General features: G+C 43.1%; 18 protein-coding genes and 1 pseudogene. 14 read left to right on the top strand and 5 right to left on the bottom strand.

Features of this window, described 5'->3' with window-relative positions; translation table 11 throughout:
* Positions 1 to 155 precede the first annotated feature (155 nt).
* Positions 156 to 452: pseudogene (locus tag QUF19_RS22120) on the bottom strand (DUF1254 domain-containing protein); the annotation flags it as partial.
* A gap of 127 nt (positions 453 to 579) precedes the next feature.
* Between QUF19_RS22120 and QUF19_RS22115 the strand changes: the two are divergent.
* Positions 580 to 1,497 carry a LysR family transcriptional regulator gene (locus QUF19_RS22115; RefSeq protein ID WP_286299103.1) on the top strand — a complete coding sequence of 306 codons (918 nt, stop codon included), beginning with the start codon at positions 580 to 582 and terminating at the stop codon, positions 1,495 to 1,497.
* A 65-nt stretch (positions 1,498 to 1,562) separates the two neighbouring features.
* On the opposite strand, the gene QUF19_RS22110 is transcribed toward QUF19_RS22115, so the two are convergent.
* Complete coding sequence (locus tag QUF19_RS22110) at positions 1,563 to 2,489, bottom strand: LysR family transcriptional regulator (protein WP_286299101.1); 927 nt, start codon at positions 2,487 to 2,489, stop codon at positions 1,563 to 1,565.
* A gap of 128 nt (positions 2,490 to 2,617) precedes the next feature.
* Between QUF19_RS22110 and QUF19_RS22105 the strand changes: the two genes are divergently transcribed.
* Together QUF19_RS22105 and QUF19_RS22100 are read left to right on the top strand one after the other, a co-directional pair.
* Entirely contained in the window at positions 2,618 to 3,406 is a 789-nt protein-coding gene (locus QUF19_RS22105) for a hypothetical protein (RefSeq protein ID WP_286299099.1), read from the top strand.
* Positions 3,407 to 3,546: 140 nt separating this feature from the next.
* Positions 3,547 to 5,058, top strand: a complete 1,512-nt coding sequence (locus QUF19_RS22100; protein ID WP_286299097.1) for a DUF1214 domain-containing protein — start codon at positions 3,547 to 3,549, stop codon at positions 5,056 to 5,058.
* 140 nt (positions 5,059 to 5,198) lie between these two features.
* On the opposite strand, the gene QUF19_RS22095 is transcribed toward QUF19_RS22100, so the two are convergent.
* Both QUF19_RS22095 and kduD read right to left on the bottom strand, forming a co-directional pair.
* Positions 5,199 to 5,837, bottom strand: a complete 639-nt coding sequence (locus QUF19_RS22095) for an RpiB/LacA/LacB family sugar-phosphate isomerase (protein ID WP_286299095.1) — start codon at positions 5,835 to 5,837, stop codon at positions 5,199 to 5,201.
* Between the two features lie 52 nt (positions 5,838 to 5,889).
* Positions 5,890 to 6,651, bottom strand: a complete 762-nt coding sequence (gene kduD, locus QUF19_RS22090; protein WP_286299093.1) for a 2-dehydro-3-deoxy-D-gluconate 5-dehydrogenase KduD — start codon at positions 6,649 to 6,651, stop codon at positions 5,890 to 5,892.
* Positions 6,652 to 6,969: 318 nt separating this feature from the next.
* On the opposite strand from kduD, the gene QUF19_RS22085 reads away from it, so the two are divergent.
* The 11 genes from QUF19_RS22085 (at position 6,970) to QUF19_RS22035 (ending at position 18,031) form a co-directional block, all read left to right on the top strand.
* Positions 6,970 to 8,301 (top strand): MFS transporter, encoded by a 1,332-nt coding sequence (locus tag QUF19_RS22085; protein WP_286299090.1) that lies wholly within the window; start codon positions 6,970 to 6,972, stop codon positions 8,299 to 8,301.
* A 143-nt stretch (positions 8,302 to 8,444) separates the two neighbouring features.
* Positions 8,445 to 9,326 (top strand): DMT family transporter, encoded by an 882-nt coding sequence (locus QUF19_RS22080; protein WP_286299088.1) that lies wholly within the window; start codon positions 8,445 to 8,447, stop codon positions 9,324 to 9,326.
* A 199-nt stretch (positions 9,327 to 9,525) separates the two neighbouring features.
* Positions 9,526 to 9,771, top strand: coding sequence for a hypothetical protein (locus QUF19_RS22075; RefSeq protein WP_286299085.1), 246 nt, complete (start codon positions 9,526 to 9,528; stop codon positions 9,769 to 9,771).
* Positions 9,772 to 9,996: 225 nt separating this feature from the next.
* Positions 9,997 to 10,896, top strand: coding sequence for a LysR family transcriptional regulator (locus tag QUF19_RS22070; RefSeq protein ID WP_286299083.1), 900 nt, complete (start codon positions 9,997 to 9,999; stop codon positions 10,894 to 10,896).
* Positions 10,897 to 11,075: 179 nt separating this feature from the next.
* Positions 11,076 to 11,384, top strand: coding sequence for a DUF3302 domain-containing protein (locus QUF19_RS22065; RefSeq protein ID WP_286299081.1), 309 nt, complete (start codon positions 11,076 to 11,078; stop codon positions 11,382 to 11,384).
* The gene (locus QUF19_RS22060) at positions 11,384 to 12,502 is read left to right on the top strand and encodes an HlyD family secretion protein (RefSeq protein WP_286299079.1); all 1,119 of its coding nucleotides are present in this window, start codon (positions 11,384 to 11,386) and stop codon (positions 12,500 to 12,502) included. The genes QUF19_RS22065 and QUF19_RS22060 overlap by 1 nt, the downstream gene beginning before the upstream one ends.
* A gap of 84 nt (positions 12,503 to 12,586) precedes the next feature.
* The gene (locus tag QUF19_RS22055; protein ID WP_286299077.1) at positions 12,587 to 13,648 is read left to right on the top strand and encodes an HlyD family secretion protein; all 1,062 of its coding nucleotides are present in this window, start codon (positions 12,587 to 12,589) and stop codon (positions 13,646 to 13,648) included.
* A gap of 10 nt (positions 13,649 to 13,658) precedes the next feature.
* Positions 13,659 to 14,660 carry a hypothetical protein gene (locus tag QUF19_RS22050; protein WP_239847382.1) on the top strand — a complete coding sequence of 334 codons (1,002 nt, stop codon included), beginning with the start codon at positions 13,659 to 13,661 and terminating at the stop codon, positions 14,658 to 14,660.
* Positions 14,661 to 15,168: 508 nt separating this feature from the next.
* A complete protein-coding gene (locus QUF19_RS22045) occupies positions 15,169 to 15,933 on the top strand; it encodes a hypothetical protein (protein ID WP_286299074.1) in 765 nt (254 codons plus the stop codon).
* 103 nt (positions 15,934 to 16,036) lie between these two features.
* Entirely contained in the window at positions 16,037 to 16,441 is a 405-nt protein-coding gene (locus QUF19_RS22040; protein ID WP_286299073.1) for a hypothetical protein, read from the top strand.
* A gap of 84 nt (positions 16,442 to 16,525) precedes the next feature.
* On the top strand, positions 16,526 to 18,031 hold the full coding sequence (locus QUF19_RS22035; RefSeq protein WP_286299068.1) for a CoA transferase: 1,506 nt from the start codon (positions 16,526 to 16,528) through the stop codon (positions 18,029 to 18,031).
* A 161-nt stretch (positions 18,032 to 18,192) separates the two neighbouring features.
* Here the strand turns inward: QUF19_RS22035 and QUF19_RS22030 are convergent, their stop codons facing one another.
* Positions 18,193 to 19,080, bottom strand: coding sequence for a LysR family transcriptional regulator (locus tag QUF19_RS22030; RefSeq protein ID WP_176679309.1), 888 nt, complete (start codon positions 19,078 to 19,080; stop codon positions 18,193 to 18,195).
* Between the last annotated feature and the right edge of the window lie 69 nt (positions 19,081 to 19,149).

Genomic DNA, 19,149 nt, shown 5'->3' with positions numbered 1-19,149 from the left:
GCGATACGCGTTCTTGCTAGTACATGAACATAAGTACCCGTCGTTAAATCATCTGCAGTCAGGTTAAGCGTTTCACCGCGGCGAACCACTTTATGAACAAGGTGGTTTTCGTCCATGATATGAATAATCTGGAAGTAATCATTGTCCTCGTCCGGCACATGGAATGTTGCACCTTCTGATACATCTACAACCATGGTTGAGTAAACGACATCGCGATTAGAGCGAATCACCGTTTGTGCGTCTTTAGATACTGGGTCAGCGTGCAGCCAATGGTTTACACCTACTTTGTTTTGCAGGCCAAGGAAATTCCAGTCAGACTCCGCTTCAGGGTAGTTGTCCCAATTAACACCACCGATAGCCGCATGGTCATAAACCTCTGGACTGCTATTGTCTGCAGCCGTTGCGCCGAATGCGGTTAACGCCAAGAACGTCACTAACGTCGTTTTCTTCATAATGGTTTCTCATGTTTGTTTCGATGAGATCAGTATGTAGATGCAGCCTGATATGCTCCAATTGATCAAATGAAATCAAGATATACAATACAGGTATATCTAAACCATTCGATGATGGAGTCCCGCAATGATGAGTAACCGGTTTAAACGACTAGACCTCAATTTACTTAAAGTATTGAAGGTGTTGATTGAGGTGAACAATACCCGCAAGGCTTCAGAACTGCTGTTTACCAGCCAACCCTCAATCAGTCGCTCACTACAAAAGCTACGCGATTACTTTGACGATGAACTGTTCATACGATCCCAACATGGCCTAGAACCGACCGCCAAATTGCTTGAGATCAAACAGACTTTATTGCCGGTATTGTTGCAGTTAGAACAAGTACTTGAACCAGAGTCTGAATTTGACGTTGCTCAGTTTGATGGCACAGTGAACATCGCGATTAACGGATTTATTGCCAACAGCATCTCAGCAAAGCTAACTCAGATATTGTTAGCACAGGCACCACAGGTAAAAGTGAACATTGTAGATTGGGGAAGCCATACGTTAGATTTACTCACCTCTGGCGAGGTTGATTTAGGGGTTAATTATTACCCACTAGAACTATCTAAACAGGTTTACCAAAAACGTATCGCAAGTGATGATTTTGTATTGGTTTGCCGCACAGGCCACCCGCTTGCCAACACATTATTGAAAAGTGACCAGCAAGAACCTTTGCAATTAGCGAGCTTGGTCGTCAGTGATTGGAACGACAATATTGCGTTAGCACCGAACGTATTAGCCGATGTCGGCATCAAGACTGAGGTCAAAATACGTTCGACTTACTTACACAGCTTATTGTCTATAGTGAAGCAGAGCGACGTTTTATTCCCATGCTCAAAACTACTGGCCAATTCGCTTTCAGATGAATTTTCCTTTGTGCAGTTTCCTCATATGCCCAACATGCCAAATGGCGATATTGGCATGACTATAGGGCGCAAACATCGCAATCAACCGAAAATGCGCTGGTTGGAATCGTGTATCGGAGAGGTATTCAAAGAGTAGTTATATGTAGTTCTGAAGAGTCGTTATATGCGGTTCTGAAAAGTAGGAGCAAACAAGCATGACCCTTACTGGTGATTGGCCTCTGCCATCGCCGTTTCAATCAAATCCAGCAACCATTTGTATTTGGCCGAGTGCTGGTTTTTCTTATGAAGATAAGCGAACACCTCCATCTCCTCGGTTCCCTCTTCCAGTCCTTCAATCACGATTGAGCGTAATACACCTTTGTGTTGTTCGATCACCGGAGGCATGCAAGGCGCGATAATATTGGAGTACTTGATCGTTTCAATTAACCCAACGATAGAAGTCGTTCGAAGCGCCATGTTAATCGATTTGCCTTGGCTTAAGACTTCCTCTTCCAATCGTGAATGTTTGTTTTGGTCGAAATAAGCAAGGTCGACGTGAGCAAATGGGAACGACAACAAATCATCAATCGTCGCGATGGATTCCTTGAAAGGATGATCTTCTCTTACTGCCAATACAAACTTTAAGGTCACCAGAGGTACGGCAATGATCTCGGCAGGCAAACTCTCCGCTTCAAAATGAATGACAAAATCAATCTCGTCACTCTTAAGCCTTTCTAAAGAGTTTTGGGAACTCGTATGGCTTATCAATCTTGAAAGTGGACTTTCTACTGATAGCTGATGAAACAGAGCGGGAGTCAACCAAGGCAGGACATGAGGATTCGCCTCTATCTTAAAATCTTCACTGAGATCCGCAGGTTCAAACTGCTTTCCTTCTTCTATCGCTGTAACCAATCCATCTAATAGCGGGAAAACGCGTCGATACAGGTCGTCTGAATAAGGTGTTGGCAAAAACTGCTGATGAGACAGCACAAACAATTCTTCACCTAAGGACTCCTTAAGCTTCTTGATGCTTTGGCTAACTGCAGGTGTCGAGACAAACAACTTCTCAGCCGCTTTTCGCAAGCTCTTCTCTTGATACACCACCACAAACACTTTCAATAAGTTCAGATCGACATTGTTCAGTTTCATGAGACACCATAAAGCACTGCTTAACGAATGGTTAAGTTTATATGAATTAACTTAACAAAGTCCACTTTGTATAGTTATACCACCTTCACGAAGACATGGATGTAGTGAGATAACTCTATGAGGCAACTATGTTATTACGACGTTCCATCCTAACTCTAACCCCTCTCTTTTTAGCAAGTAACGTTCTCGCGGAAGAGGCCGAAATTCAAGACATGTCAGACCCGTTAGCCGTTTATACACAAGGTGGCTTCGGCTACACCGACAAAGGCTTAAACCTTAAAGTCGGACAGACCTACGACACTGGCAGCGAAACAACCATGGGTATGAATGTTTTCGAAGTCAAAGGTATCGCTGGTGAGGCGATTGGTTGGAACGGTCGAGGTGCAGACGACAGTATTGATTCCTTCCGCTTTAGAAACTTCGGTGTAGATCTAACTAATGGCCGAGGTTCGCAAGTTGATATGTCTTGGGATTTCGATAGTAACCAAGGCAGTGCGTCTTACAGCTTTATTCAAGCATTACCACAAATGGGCATGTTTAACTTCTACCCGCTCGCGGGTGTCGGTATCGCCGCTGGTGAGGAGTTGGTTGAAGGCACTGGAGGCGATCTCGATGCCGATCAGCTTAGTGACCGATATAACATGCACGGTACTTTCTACGTCGCAGGTATGTACGCAAAAATGCAACTGACTGACAAGATTTGGCTGAACTATAACCCTATGTATCTAGGCACAATGTCAGGGTCTTCAACGTTCAAAGATTATGGCTTTGAGGGCAGTGATTCTGTACTCGCACATGAATTTGCAGCGAGCTATCAAATCAATCCAAGAGCCAACGTTCGTTATTTCGCAAACTGGACAGAAAACACCAGTATCGAAGATGGTGATCACCGCATCGAATTTAATTATCAGTTTTAACAAATCAGTTCTAACAAATCAGTTTTGGCAAAGCCGTTTTAACTGAGTATTTCTAACGAACGGTTTCAATTTCTAAGAACAGTTTCAAATTAAAAACCAAGTTTCGAATAAAAAAAGTTTCGAATTTTTGAGGACACAACATGAACATTTTATCTAAAGCGATAGCCGGTACTTTCACTTGCCCACTGCGATCAACAGCTATACTCGTTTCTGTAACGGCTTTGTTTTCAGCAACAGCGATTGCTGGAAACGATAACCCAACAGAAACTCTCCAAACACGTGCAGGTGACTTTACTTTCGAAACCGACTTTCTTCATGGTATTCCAACGCAAGAAAGCTCAGCAAAACTGTTTGAACTGATGGACTATCAACGTGCGTCACAAGCTTACATTTGGTCGGTGCCTTTGGTTTCAAACTACGCATGGAAACAAGCTTATGCCGACATGGGTGCAGAGGACGGTCAAATTACTTATGTTGAGTCCCATGAATCTAAGCTAGGAGGCTTAACTTACAACACCTCTACGCCTTACGCGATTACTTGGTTTAACGTCGAGAAAGAGCCCGTCGTTATAGAAATTCCTACAGATGAACTGCGCGGTGCAGTGCACACCATGTGGCAAATCGGTATTTCTCAGATGACCGAACCGGGCATCTACGTGGTAAAAGCCAAAGGAGCAGAAACACCGAGTAATCTGCCAAAAGGCGCTAAAGTTTTTGAGTCTAATACCAACTATGTTTTCTTCGGCGTTCGTTTAATGGCTGAATCAGACCAACAACGTATGAAAGACTTAGAGGCTCTCAAAATTACAGACCTCAACGGTAAGCCACTGAGTGATAACGGCGTAAACTTCCCTGAGCGTGGTGAAGATGCCAAGCACCCAAGAGGCATGGCATTTTGGAATACGTTGAATGAAGCCATTCAAGCTGAACCAGTAGCAGAGCGCGATCGCATGATGCACGACATGCTACGCCCACTGGGTATTGAAAAAGGCAAAACATTTGCCCCATCGGCTCAGCAGAGTGAGATCTTAGAGCAAGCCGTTGTCATGGGTGAAGCGATGGTTAAGAACATCGACTTCAACAAAACAGAACGCTTGCCACACGCAGCTTACGGCAAAGAAGGCAACTTTTGGGAAGTCGCGACGGCTTCCACACCGAACCAAGATCGTTACTATGGTATAGATCTCGACGGGCGTGCGGCTTGGTTTTACGAAGCTGTAACCAACGACATAGCAATGCACGGTTTTGAGAATGGTGGCTGGGGTCAAATCTACCTAGACAACTACCGGGACGATAATGGTAATGGCCTCAATGGCAGCAATCACTATACTTTGACGCTGGATGGAGATGTGAATTTCGCCGATTTATTTTGGACGATTACTGTCTACAACGTTGAAAACCGCGCCATTATCGACAATGACATTAAGCGTGCCGATGTAGGTTCAAACATCGAAGGAACGGTCAAAGACGCACAAGGCAATTACACCTTCCACTTCTCGCCAACTAAACCAGCAGGTGTGAATGAAGCTAACTGGGTGCAAACACGAGAAGACGAAAACTGGTTTGTTTACTTCCGAGCATACTCACCAAGTAAAGCATTTGTCGCGCAGCAGTCAGAAACCTTGTTGCCTAACTTCAAGCGTGTGAATTGATCATCTAAAGCGAGCAATTTATGACCTGTTCACGCCAAAAATAATTATCAGGCTCACAGAGCAAAACGAAAGAGGAGCCTCAGGGCTCCTCTTTTTTATCTTCTATCTTCATCTAGCAGCTAAGTAAGCTCTTGCTAGAGTTAACCTAAAAGCGAACGAACATAATCAGCAACTTCTTGGTTTTGACAGTTATCAAAGAAGCATTGTTGGAAACGCTCGCTGCCAACCGCTGTTTTCACGAGGTCTTGGTCGATTGCTTTTAGCGAATCAATAAAGTTATCTTTTACCACCGCCGCTTTCACTTCGTTCAAAATGGCTGCATTACGCTGTTGTGGTTCTGCGCGCTCCAGTGGATAACCTTGGCCACGCTCACCTGTGAAAGCCTTTTCGAATATATAACGGATGTTCAGTTCACCAGCCCAGCCAAAGCCTTTAGCAAAAGCAAGAGCGATAGCATTGCCGTTGTTGATTTGGTTAAACAAGAAAGCATCTGATGGTTCTAGGCAGTAACCACAAACCACACCCGGATGCAGGTTCAATGACATCAAAGCCCCTTGGCCTGTACCGCAACCTGTCACAACAAAGTCCACAGCCTTTGCGTTGATCAGAATGCTCGCCATGATACCTAGATGGATATACGTTAAGTGGTGATCGTTCTCGTCTGTCATACCTAAGTTGAAAACATCGTGACCAATGCCACCAGCCACTGACTCTAGCTCAGCTGCAACCATGGCATTTTTACCTGCCTGACTGTTTTCCATCATTAAAGCGATTTTCATTTATCTTCTCCTGCAAGATTGCTGCAAACTCAATATTTAGAATAGAAACCAATTAGCGTGCTAACCAACCACCGTCAACAGCGATGGTGTAGCCGTTAATGTAGTCTGATGCTGATGATGCTAAGAACACACAAGGACCTGCGATGTCTTGCGGTTTGCCCCAACGTTCAGCCGGAATGCGTTCAAGGATCGCTTGATTGCGCACGGCATCTTCACGCAGAGCTTGAGTATTGTTCGTTTCCATATAACCGGGTGCTATCGCGTTCACGTTGATGTTGTCGCGCGCCCATTCGTTCGCCATCGCGCGTGTCACTCCCATCACAGCACTTTTTGAAGCCGTATAGGATGGAACTCGAATGCCGCCTTGGAATGAGAGCATCGATGCAATGTTTATGATCTTTCCGCCAGTGCCTTGAGCCTTAAACTGCTTTGCAACCGCCTGAGACATAAAGAACACGGTCTTGGTGTTCACGTTCATTACGTCATCCCAATCTTGCTCTGAGAACTCAATAGCATCTTGGCGACGAATAATTCCTGCATTGTTCACGAGGATGTCGACTTGGCCAAACTCAGCCAAAGTGTGTTCTATAATCTCAGGAATGCACGCTTGATCGAGAAGGTCAGCACTGAAGTTTATGAACGTATGGCCTGCTGCATTCATTTTCTCAATCGTCTCTTCAGGCTCTGTACGGTTAACACCAACAACTTTACAACCGGCTTCCGCTAGGCCTAATGCAATACCTTGCCCAAGCCCCGTGTTACAGCCCGTCACTATCGCTACTTTCCCTTCCAGACTGAATGACTCTAAGATCATGCTCGCTTCCTCAACTACATTGGATTCATTGCGTATCGTTATTACCAATAATTAAATCATACAATAAGATGTAAATACGAGAGCGACGTTGTAGAAGTTCGATCTTGAACCAAAATCCGTCTTACAAGCTGGAACGATCACAACAAAATAAATGGATGGGATAATGATTTGAAGAGGAGTAAATCTGTAACCGATGAGGAATAGAAAGCCCGAAGATTCTCTAAATCAGATAATTTAGGATTATTGCAACAATCCCATGATTTATAAGGCAAAAAGGTTTATACATAATAATGTGTTATTTAAAGTACTGAAATTATCATGACGCTCAAAGAAATTCTGAAAATTCCCAATGTCCGCTACTTCTTGATGTTCAGAAGCAGTTACTTTGCGCGTTTTTATTACCCTATTTTCACCCTACTCTATTTAGATTACGGATTAACCCTTTCTCAGTTTGCCATGCTTAATGTGGTTTGGGCGGCGACCATTGTGCTTGCAGAAGTACCATCAGGAGCGTTCGCAGATACCTTGGGGCGCAAAAAACTGGTGGTGTTGTCTTCGATTGTGATGTTCATTGAGATCGCGATGATCGCGCTAGTGCCGACTGGAGACGCCAATCTTGTCTTCATTGTTTTTCTGGTTAACCGGATATTAAGTGGCTTAGCGATGGCGTTGGCCAGTGGAGCCGACGAGGCATTGGCTTACGACACCTTGAAAGAACAAGGCAATGAAGAGTTATGGCCACGAGTGTTACAAATACAGCTTCGTGTCGCCTCTAGTGTGGGTATCTTTGTCACCTTGATTGGTGCTGCGATGTACGACGTGAATTTTATGGCGAACATCTTTCATGCTATCGGATTAGCAGAGCCAGAAAGCACCAAAGACCTCATGCGAATTCCTGTTTTCGCAACCCTGTTTGTTGCGATGATCGCCATTTATGCTGCGGTTAACATGCGCGAAGAGAAAAAGGTGATGCCAAGCGACCAAACCAAATTAGCAACCACCATCGCCAGCCTTAAATTAACAGCTGACACAGGTAAGTGGGTACTTGCTACGCCTTACGTGCTTTTCATTTTGCTTTACTACAGCCTGTTCGAACACACTTCACGCATGTTCTTAACCATGAACAGCCAATATTATCTCGCCATCGATATTCCTATTATCTACTTCGGTTTTATTGGCGCAGGAATCAGTTTGCTCAAAATCATATTGGCGGGACAAAGCCGTAGATTGGCAGAAAGCATCGAGCCTAAAACCTTCATTGTGGTCATGGGGTTAGCGAGCATGGCGACCTACTATTGGATCAGTTTAGGTTGGTCCATTTATGGCGTAATTCCCGCGTTGGTGCTGATCTTTATCATCATGACGATGAACATATTCATTAGCTACCACCTGAACAAAAAGACGGAATCACACAACCGAGCGACCGTTCTCAGCTTCAAAGGCCTGATGTTTAACCTTGGGTATGGCTTGATCGGTATTTTGTATGCTTACTACTACAAGTTGGTCTCTAATAATTACACCGAGCAAGAGATAGAACAGAACCTCGCCTTCCTAGCATCGATATCTTCGTTCTTCTATTACTTCACCTTATTGTTCGTTTTGATTAGCGCGTTGTTCTATTTCAAAAACAAAAAACAGTCAATATTTTGAAGCAAGCGTCGATCTTTTCAAGAACCCTCTAATACCGAATAGAGAGTAAAAGTGAACCTCTGGCTATAAATAGACCATGTAGCTTCTTATCATGTAATTTTTTGTTAAGATAATCATCAAATTACATTACACATGGAAGCGTCATGTCTTTTAGTTGGATAGCCTTTACTCTTCTCGCAGCCTTCAGCCAATCTTGGCGCAATGCATTTCAAAGTAAACTAGCGGGCACAATGAGTGTGGCTGGCGTGACGTTAGCTCGCTTTATTTGGGCAGGGCCAATCGCGCTTATTTATCTCTATTCGCTGTACCAATGGCAACCAGTCTCCGCGCCTAATTTTTCCGGTGAGTTCGTTTTCTACATTGTTGCCGCTGCGATTATGCAGATCCTCGCGACAGGCTTGATGGTGATGCTGTTTAAGCTAGAGAACTATGCGATAGGTGCCGGACTCGCCAAATGTGAAGCCCCAGTTTCAGCGGTATTGTCCGTGCTGTTTTTTGGCACCGCTCTGACTATTACGGGTTGGGTTGGTGTACTTATTGGTACCTTGGGCGTGTTGATCATGAGCAGCTCTTCCGGCTGGCGAAGCCTTTCTCCCAAAGTTTTTCTCTTAGGCATGGCTTGCAGCACCGCCTTTGCTTTAACGTCTCTTTGGGTTCGAGAAGCCAGCTTGAGCATCGGCCTACCCTTCCCTCATAGCGCTGCATGGGTGCTGTTCCTCGTCATTTCCCTTCAGACAGTGATCATCTGTACGTATCTCTTTTTCAGAGAACGCGACACATTGCGCCAGATATTTACCAAGTCGAAACTGGTGGTAATGACAAGCCTAGCAAGTGTGATTGGTTCTCTTGGCTGGTTTAGCGCGATGTCACTTCAAGCCGTACCGTACGTAAAGACGTTAGGGCAAATCGAAGTAGTCTTTATGGTATTAATCTCTTACTTCTGGTTGGGGCAAAGCATTGCTCGCAAAGACATTCTTGCGCTGATCTTACTTTCTATCGCAGCTGTGTTGGTAATGTGGCAGTAGCTTGACCGACGCTACCAAGGTGAGTATTGGCCAAACAAAAGTGAGTAAACTGACCTTTAATCCATACCCATGATAAATACATCACGCCATTGTATAACTTTTACGGTGGCGTAAAATGATAAGAACCACTTCCACATAGTTTCTATAGTGCACGTATCAGCTATTTGTAATCTCCACTTACCCAATAGGATACTGCCAAATGAAAACACTCGCTCAAATCGCACTAGCAACAATCGTATTTACAACCTCACTAATGGCATTCGCTGAACCTGTGACCACAAACGAAGCCCAATCAGAAGCGTCGACCATAACAGTGAAGCATGAAGCAATGACCGTGACGCTAACAGATAAGCATTTTGTGCCTGCAGATGAAGAAGAAACCGCTGAGACTCAGAAGCTAACGCAAAATCACAATACCGACTCAGCACCACAACCAGCAATATAGTGTTAGCACCAATAAAGACTGATCACGGATTTACTCATCATCGAGAACGTTCACATCGGCTTAGGTGTGGACGGCATCGATGAAAAAGCAACAACAAACAAGCAGCTCAGCACTACAGTTAATTTCTTGTCAGGAAATCGATAAGCACGGCATCGATGACTAGTATTAAGCTTAGATTCAACCATAATCTAATTATTGTTAACGTTAGCTTAAATGGTTTATTTAATGGATCTCAACCTTCTCAAAACTCTAGATGCGGTAATGAAAGCTCGTAGTGTGAACGTTGCAGCGGAAGCATTAGGGATTTCAGCCCCTGCAGTAAGCCAATCCCTTAATCGATTGAGGGAGCAATATAACGACCCTTTATTCATACGAGAAGGACGCGGTATTGCGCCAACAAACTTTGCCATTGAGTTACACGCGGAAGTGCAAGAGCCTTTGAATTTACTCTTAAATGGCTCTAAGTCACGCCAACATTTTGATGCCCAGAATAGTCGCCGTACCTTCCGAATATCCAGCCACAAAGACATCGATATACTGGTCGTTCCCACATTAACCAAGTATCGAACCGAGCATGCGCCCAACACCAATATTGAAGCTGACATTGAGCACCTTGATGAGCAATCACGACAAGCCGACTTAAGACAACGAAAAGTCGATGTTATTTTGTCGACGGTTCCCTTAGAGGAGCATGGTTACTACAACGAGAAACTGTTTGAACAACGCCTTGTGGTGGTTCTGAATGCGAGTCACTCTCGAATTCAAGACAGTATGACCATGGAGCAGTTTTTTGCCGAAGAACATATCATTTGGCAAACACAAAGAATGAATAACTACACCCTTGATTCAGTCAGTAACGTACCGCTACCTGTACGTAAAATCGCTTACAGAACAAGTTCCGCACTCACTGGATTGGTATTGGCTAGCCAGACAGACTGGCTGTGTGTGACAGCGAGCTCCATTGCAGAGAAAGTATCAAAAAACGATAAATATCGAATTGTTGAGTTGCCATTTTCAACTGAGCCAGTGCCCATTTATATGACTTGGCATCATTCTCAGCGTAATGACAACGGACATAAGTGGTTTCGTGATGCATTAATTTCCGCCACTCAATCCCTCACTTAAGCCCACTCCTTCTCTAATTAAGCCCCTTCCCTCTCTAAATAAGCCAAACCGAATTCTGGATTAAGTAATACTTAAATGTCATTTAACCTTTACCCTATCGATTGGGTAAGGGTTAACTTTTATGCTCTCTGATTCTGCTGAAATTAATGGTCGATTTCATCTGTAATAGAGAGAACATTATGAACCTTACTTTAGATTACTTATCTTTGGGTATTCTGATCCTCGTACTACTGATCCTAGTGTACGGACTCATTGTTATTCACGATATTCCTTATGAAATTGCTGTAAAACGCAATCACCCCCATCAAGATGCCATCCACGTAGCAGGCTGGGTCAGCCTCTTTTTCTTACACGTAATGTGGCCACTACTTTGGGTGTGGGCCATGTTGAGTGAGCCTTTGAGAGCAACGAATGCAGAACAATCAAAGCTCGATGAGCTGGAAAAACGTATCGATGCGCTGCAAGAAAAAAGTGAAGGGGAACAATAATGGAAACGTTGATAATTTTGAGCTACGTAGCGCTGTGTGTGATTGTATTTCGTGTATTGAAGCTGCCTAAAAACAAATGGACAATTACCACCGCGACTGTGATCGGGGCTTTTTTAGTCGGTTGGATATTCTTATACATGGCGATGTATCAGCCAGTAGCAAGAGTCGCTGGCGTATATAGTGTTACCACCCCAATCACCTCAGAAGTTTCGGGGGAAGTCACCGATGTTTTTGTGCAAGGCAATGTCGCTTTGAAGAAAGGTACCCCTTTGTATCAAATCGATCCGACCCCATTCCAAGCAAGTGTAGACAGAGCCAAAGCTGAAGTGACCGCGACGAAAGCTGCCATTGATGAACTGCTGCTATCAAAACAAAACATCCGCGAATCAATCAAGAAAACACAAGCTCAACTTGTCTTCAATGAAAAGGAATTGAGCCGTTTTATCGAGCTGGCAAAAAGTGATTTTGCTTCTCAAACAAAAGTAGACAAATTTACTGACTCCATTGCAGAGCTCAAAGCCGTTCAGGCACAAAACCATATTCAATTAAACGTAGCTGATTCGAAGATTGCACAACAATTGGCCGCGAAAAAGGTTCACCTTGCCGAGCTCGATAAAGCTCAGTTCGACCTCAATAAAACGTTGGTGGTTGCGCCGACAGATGGCTATGTCACACAGGTAGCATTGCGCCCAGGCATGAAAAGCCGTGTCGTCCCTTTCCAAGGAAACCTAACTTTTGTGCATGATGAATCTAAAACCATTGTCGCGGCATTCAAACAAAATCCAGCACGTTATATCAAACCCGGTTACGAAGCAGAAGTGACTTTCAAAACCATTCCCGGTCATGCTTACCGAGCAAAAGTCGTCGATGTATTGGACATCTTTAAACAAGGTGCCGTCACACCATCGGGTAATCTAAATGATCCTCTTCAAAGAGTCGGTGGTCGCGTATTAGTGAAAGTTGAGCTTGTTCAACCTGAGCTATTGGATGGTCAACCTATCCCTGCCGGCACAGACGCGCATGTTGCTGTGTATTCACCGAAATGGGAAATGTTCTCTATCGTACGTAAAGTAATTCTACGCATGCAAAGTTGGCAAAACTGGGTTTTTGAAGGTTAGCGATTAGCACTCAAAAACAATAATTTTAAAACAATAAGTTATGAACAAAATTCCATTTAACTCAATCCATCAGAGAACAACAAAATGAACTTACAGCACATCACCAACAAGATAGGAAAGAGCGTGCTCGTCACGCTCGTATTGTTAGGTGTAAGCATGGTGTTTAGTGATATTAACGCGCCATTCACGACTAACGCCTATCTAAAAAAAGACATCATCTCAGTAACAACAGAAGCAGAAGGCAATGTTAGTGAGATCTTTGTGAAAAACGGCGACTACATCAAGCAAGGCGACCCAATTTTTGCCATTGATGAGCATGATTTAGTTGAAAACAAAGATATCGCTTACGCCAATATGGTGATTATTCAACAGCATCTGACTCGCTTAAAAATCGAAATAAAACAAGCAACACAGCAGGTGGATCAGCAACAAGAAATTGTTGATAACACACGAACGCATTATCAACGCTTCAAAGCACTACTTACCAAAGGAACCATCAGCCAAGAGATGTTTGATGATGCGCATTTAGCTTATTTGGACGCTGAAAAAGAACTTAAAAAAGACAAACTGGAGCTTGAATCCAAAACGATTCAGTTGGCAGAAGAAGGTGAGAATGGCGGATTAATGCTGGCTCAAGCTCTAGTTAATAGAGCGGATAGAAAGATCTCAAAAGCGATTACGTTTGCTTCGGTTTCAGGCTGGGTCACGAACTTACAACTGAATGTTGGTGAGTTTATTAATAACCGCAACCCTCAAGTGGCTATCACGTTAGATCACAATGCCAACCTAGTGGCAAACTTCAATGAAAAAGCGCTAGGGCGACTAGAAGGTGCAACCGTCATGATCGTATTTGATGCCCTACCCGGTGAGATATTTACTGGAACCATCAAATCCAAAGACTCCGCAGTGCAAGTAAACCAGCGTAACGACAATGATCTAGGCAAAGAAGCATTTGTGCAACGTGATGAACGTTGGATAAGAAAAAGCCAACAAGTAAGAACAATAATTGAAGTTGAAGACTTACCCACTGAACTCATATCAGGATCTAAAGCCACCACGATGATTAAACCGGAAGGTTCCGGATTTTGGAGTTTGTTCTCTGTCACCGTGATGAAGTTCGTCTCCCTGTTTCGCTACATCTATTAGATCTTGCCCCATGAATATACGCCCAGTTCTACGAGCTAGCCTATTTTTTACCGTCGCTATCGTGATTGCAGAGTTATTAAACATGCAGCAAGTCGTGCTGTGTGTTTTCTTAGGGCCAGCAATCATCAGTGGTCACAAATTTAGCCTTAGAGTGTCAGTCATTTTCTTAATGCGAATCTTAGCTTTTGTGGTGGTAGGCATGTTGGTTGGGGAAATGTTTTACAACAACCAGATGTTTGCAGTCATGTTAAGTGCGTCATTATTCTGGTGCTTGATGACTGGCATAAAATACCCATCAAAAATCATGGCCTATACGTCACCCGTTTTTCTGTATTGTTATGCCTTTATCAACACAACCAGTGGCTTAGTCGTCGAAAATACAATTCTAGAGTTACTACAAGGGGTCTCATTTATGATTCCGCTCGGGTGGCTTTGCTTTAAACTGTTTCCGTCTGACAACGAGCTTCCCAAAACAAAAAGCACAGCCAAGGAACCTACGATTTCAGAACTGCATAAACTGCTGATCGTTGTCCTGATAACGTGCGCTTTAGTCACATTTCTGACCATGGATATCGGTGGTGCTATTTTTTGTCTTTCCGTCGTAATCAATGCCGCGCTACGAAGCAGTATTAAGCAAGGTAAATTGGTCGTTCAATCCATTATCCCAGTACAAATTACAGGCTGTTTAATGGCGCTACTATTCCACCTTTTACTGCTTGGTCATCCAAACAACATTGCGCTCTTTGCCTTACTATTGTTTGTATTAACTAGCGTGGTTCACTACTTTTCATTCCATAAAGAGTTGCGACACAAAGATATTCCGAACTTCGAAGTAGGTTTTATGTCGGCAGTATTAGTCCCTGTGACCCTCTATACACAATCAAATGGTTTCCATGTAGAGCCTTTTGTTGAACGAATGTTTGATATGGCATGTATTTGGGCGGTCTTAAATGTCATCGTGTACTTCGTGCTACGACATAAACGTAAGAATCATCCGGTATCCACTAATTAACCTCGATTCACTTCGCCATTAGTTATTGTGTTACTCATGGCGTGATTGGCTACGCTCGACATCTAACAAAACAGGGCTTCAGGATTAATGGCAATATCTCACAGTACTAAGTTACTATTGTTATTCTAAAATCGAAAGCTCATCCCCACCAGCTTAATGCAATAACTCTACTTTAAACGATAAATCGAAAGCTTCGATCTCTTCATTACTATTCCGATTATCAATATCGACCATTTCATTCAGTTTTTTAGTCCGTGTAACATGTTGTTTTATTGAAAATAATTGAACACATGCTGATCGTATTCAATCTAAATTTATCGCCATCCTCCCCCAATACATGCAAATGCAAACCCTTTTTTTTCACGCAATAATCTTCTACAAATCCACTTTTGCACCAGTGCAATTATGAAGCGTAATTCAAGATATTTATCGAAAACAAGGTGGTGAATATACTCTCTCTCAACAACACGGCACTACGCCAAATTTTAAATTGAAAGAGAAAAACATCATGAAACTTAATACCACAACAACCGCTATCCTAATTGCTTCACTGGCTTCAACTAGCGTTCTAGCAGCTAGCAATACAGACACTTCTTCTGTTTCCGCAGGTATTGGCTTTGACAACTACGGCGCAAGCGTAAAAGTTCAATTCGATGACCAAACTGAAGCAAACCAAACCAAAAGTATTATTGAAGTAAAAGGCATTGCAGGGGACAACCTAGGTTGGTCTGGCTCAAGCGAGCGTGATGATTCAATTGATAGCGTTCGAGCTCGTTACTTCAATACTGACAAGGCATCGAACATCGGTAGCTACATTGATACCGAATATGACGTAGAAAAAGAACAGCTTGATCTATCAGCAAACATCACTTGGAAATACCAATACAACCGCATTGAAGTTTTACCTTATGCGGGTGTTGGCTTAACCATCATGAACGGCGAACTGCCTCTTGAAGAAAATGGTTACCCAATTGATGACCACGTTACAGGCTACACCCTACCAGGTACTTACGGCCAAATCGGTGCGTACGCAAAAGTGAAAATCTTAGACAACTTGGATTTTATGTATAACCCAGAATGGCGCAGCACATTGGGCGGTGCAACGGTTTACACAGATAACTTTTACAACGGTGAAGACACACTATTCACGAACGAAATACGCTTAACGTACCAAATCACCGCAGATTTAGACGTTCAATACCATGAAGAATGGGATTCAGAACAAGACTACTCAGACGCAACACGTGGATTTGAATTTAACTACAAATTCTAACAACGAGAATCAACCTCATTAATTTTAATCACTATCAATCCTAATAAATAATATTTCATAACCAATGAGTTAATTGAATATTTATTAGGATAGGAGACATACCATGAATACACATATGACAAAAATCGAAGCACCAACATGGCTTCCAAAACTGTTTCAGGCAATTGATACATTAGATTTTTCTGATAATTCAGGCTTCGAAATCTTGCGTGACGATATTGTGATGCAATTTGGACAGGAAAAGATCATCGGCCTTGAAAACGCGAAAGCTTACTTCAAAAAAATAGATGAACCCTTCATCACTGAGCATTTTATTCACGACGTTTACCAAGTGGGTAACGCGATCATTATGAACGGTGGTGCAAAAATCACAGAAAAACAGAACCTCGATAATGTCATTTCTTTTGATTCATTATTGAACATTCTGTGGCTTGATGAAAATAACTTAGTTGAACGTTATGTCGTCGATTATCCGCCAGAACTTGAGCAGCACAAACCGAAAAACTAAGCGCCTTATCAAAACAAATTCCATTGGCAGCGTTGCCGTTATACCCAGCAGCGCTCAATAAAGTAAGAATTAGAGACAAATATTATGAATACGAATCAACACAAAGTTTATCAACATATTGCAGATACACTTAATCTATCTACACCAGCATCAGATATCAATGTGGTTCAAACACCGACTTACCTAAAAGAAGATCTAGCAACTGCAGATTACATTACCGGTGTGATTGCAGCATTTGGGGCTAGCTTGGAAGAGATTGGCGAACTACGAGGCCTGCCAAAACAGAGCGTAACTGTTGACCGACGCCATGCGACAATGAGCTTGAACGATCCTGCATACCATTACCTAAATGGTACGATAATTCTTGGTGGTGAAATCGAAGTTCCAGTGAACAGCATCCAACAATCAAAAGACGGTCAATGGATGTGTATGAATGGTGCTTACCCGCATTTACGCGATGGTATTTTAAATTACTTCGATTCAGCAAATAACTACCAAAGCTTGAGCGACCAAGTTGCTAAAGTTGACATTGCAAAAATTGAAGCCGATTTTGAAGAGCAAGGCCTATGTATGGCGCCGCTTTACACACCAGAACAATGGCTAGCACATCCGCAAGGGCAAGCTATGGCTAAGCATCCTCTGGTATTGGTTGATCAACAAGGCAATGCAAAGTCTAAAAAGTTAACTCAAGCAAAACATCGTCCACTTGAAGGGCTTAAAATTATTGATGTCACTCACGTGGTGGCTGGCCCATGGTCTACTCGTCAACTCGCGGAATACGGTGCAGACGTCATCTCGGTTCGTAACCCTGAATTTCCGTTCTTGTACCCAGTAATCTTTGAGCAAAGTTACGGTAAAAAGCAGATACAACTCGACTTGAAGCAGCAACAACACAAAGAGAAGTTCACTGAATTGTTGAAAGATGCCGATGCACTCGTATGGGGTTACGGTCCAAACTCTCTAGAAAGACTAGGATTCGATCAAAAAACACTAATGGAGATCAACCCGAATCTCGTTGTTACTCAGATCTCTGCATACGGTCCAACGGGCCCTTGGAGCAAACGTAAAGGTTGGGAGCAATTGGCTCAAACTTGTACAGGCATGACACACATCGCATCGCAAGGTCGCGACCAATACCACCTTGTTGGCGCTCTCGTACTGGATTTCAGCACAGGGTTCTTAGCTGCAATCGGCACGATTTCAGCACTGATCCAACGTGAGAAGAAAGGTGGATTCTGGAATGTAGAAACCATGCTAGCACGTTCAGCAATGGAGCTTTTAAGTTTAGATGCCCAAAAAGAAGAAGTTGTGCCGATTTCAATGGCTGACATGCGCGAGTACTTAATCGACCAAACCAGCGAATCAGGTTCGGTGTTCACTCGAATTACACCTTATGTACAGTTGTCTGAGACCCCAGCTTACTGCCAAACAGGACCTTCCGTGATGGGCGCACATGATCCAATCAAAACAACATGGAGCGACGAACCCGCAGGAAACGGCGCAATCACTCACCGTCCATCAGAAGTCGTTAACCGAGGCTTGTTTGGTTTCATACCGGGCTATGGCCACGAAGACATCATGCTACGCTAAGTAAACGTTCTTCATAAAAACAACGAGCATTAGCGATAAGACTGGGGGCTTCGTCCCCCACCCTGCCCACACAAAAACGAAACGAATTATGAGTTACCAAAGAGACGGGATAAACATAGGAACTTATGTTTATCCCGTCTCAATTTTATTTGACTATATGCCTACACATACCGGAAATAATTAGACATGAATTCAAGGAAATATTCAGTCCTCATAGGTTTAAGTTTCCGTTCTGGATACAACATATTAACCACCGTTTCAGAAAAAATCTCACTCTCTAATATCGTCACTAATTGTTGGTCAGCGTCATATTTATTGGCCATCGATTTCGTAATATAAGCAAGCCCAAGGCCTGCTATACATGACTGAAGTACCGCATAACTGCTGTTTACCGCAACCGAATACGGTAGGTGTTTTATCGCGTTTTTATCTTTGTAATTAAACGGGTTTTTGTTTAACACTTGTCGGTGAGGGGGAGTCATTTCGTCAATCGAATTAATGTCACCGTACTGAGCTAAATACTCTTTCGAGGCCATTAAATAGCGTCTGTGTGTCATAAGATGTTTTGAAATTAAACTTTGATTCGATGCTTCACCGATACAAAACCAAACATCAACGCCTTCTTCAACGATATCTACGGAACGATTTGAAAACTCTAAATCTAACACCACTTTTGGGTACTTAATCGCAAACTCATTGAGCGCATTGTTTAGCGCCAAGTTACCGAGATCAACTGGTATCACCAATCGTAACACCCCTGTCGGCTCAACTTGCGTATTGGTTATCTCGTTTTCCGAACGAACCAACAAGTCTTCGATGTTCTGGCAGTAACCATAAAACGCCTTACCTTCCTCAGTAAGGGTGAGTGTTCTGGTTGTTCTCAGTAGTAGCTTAACCCCATAAAATGATTCGAGATCTGATATTTTTCGACTCACAGTTGATGGATTAATGACTAACTCTTCCGCTGTCTTTGAAAGCGAATTTAGCTCTACAACACGTCTAAAAATGGTCAGCGTATTTAGGTCAAAATTATTATTGCTTCTGTGCAAAACTCATCCTTATTTTAGAGGGTTTATCCCAAATATAGACTTAAGTAAGCTGATTATCTATCTCAAAAA

Source organism: Vibrio sp. FE10, from assembly GCF_030297155.1.
Classification (GTDB): Bacteria; Pseudomonadota; Gammaproteobacteria; order Enterobacterales; family Vibrionaceae; genus Vibrio; species Vibrio apostichopi.
The sequence above is the reverse complement of the archived record's forward strand: the minus strand, read 5'-3'. Positions and strand labels throughout refer to the sequence as shown.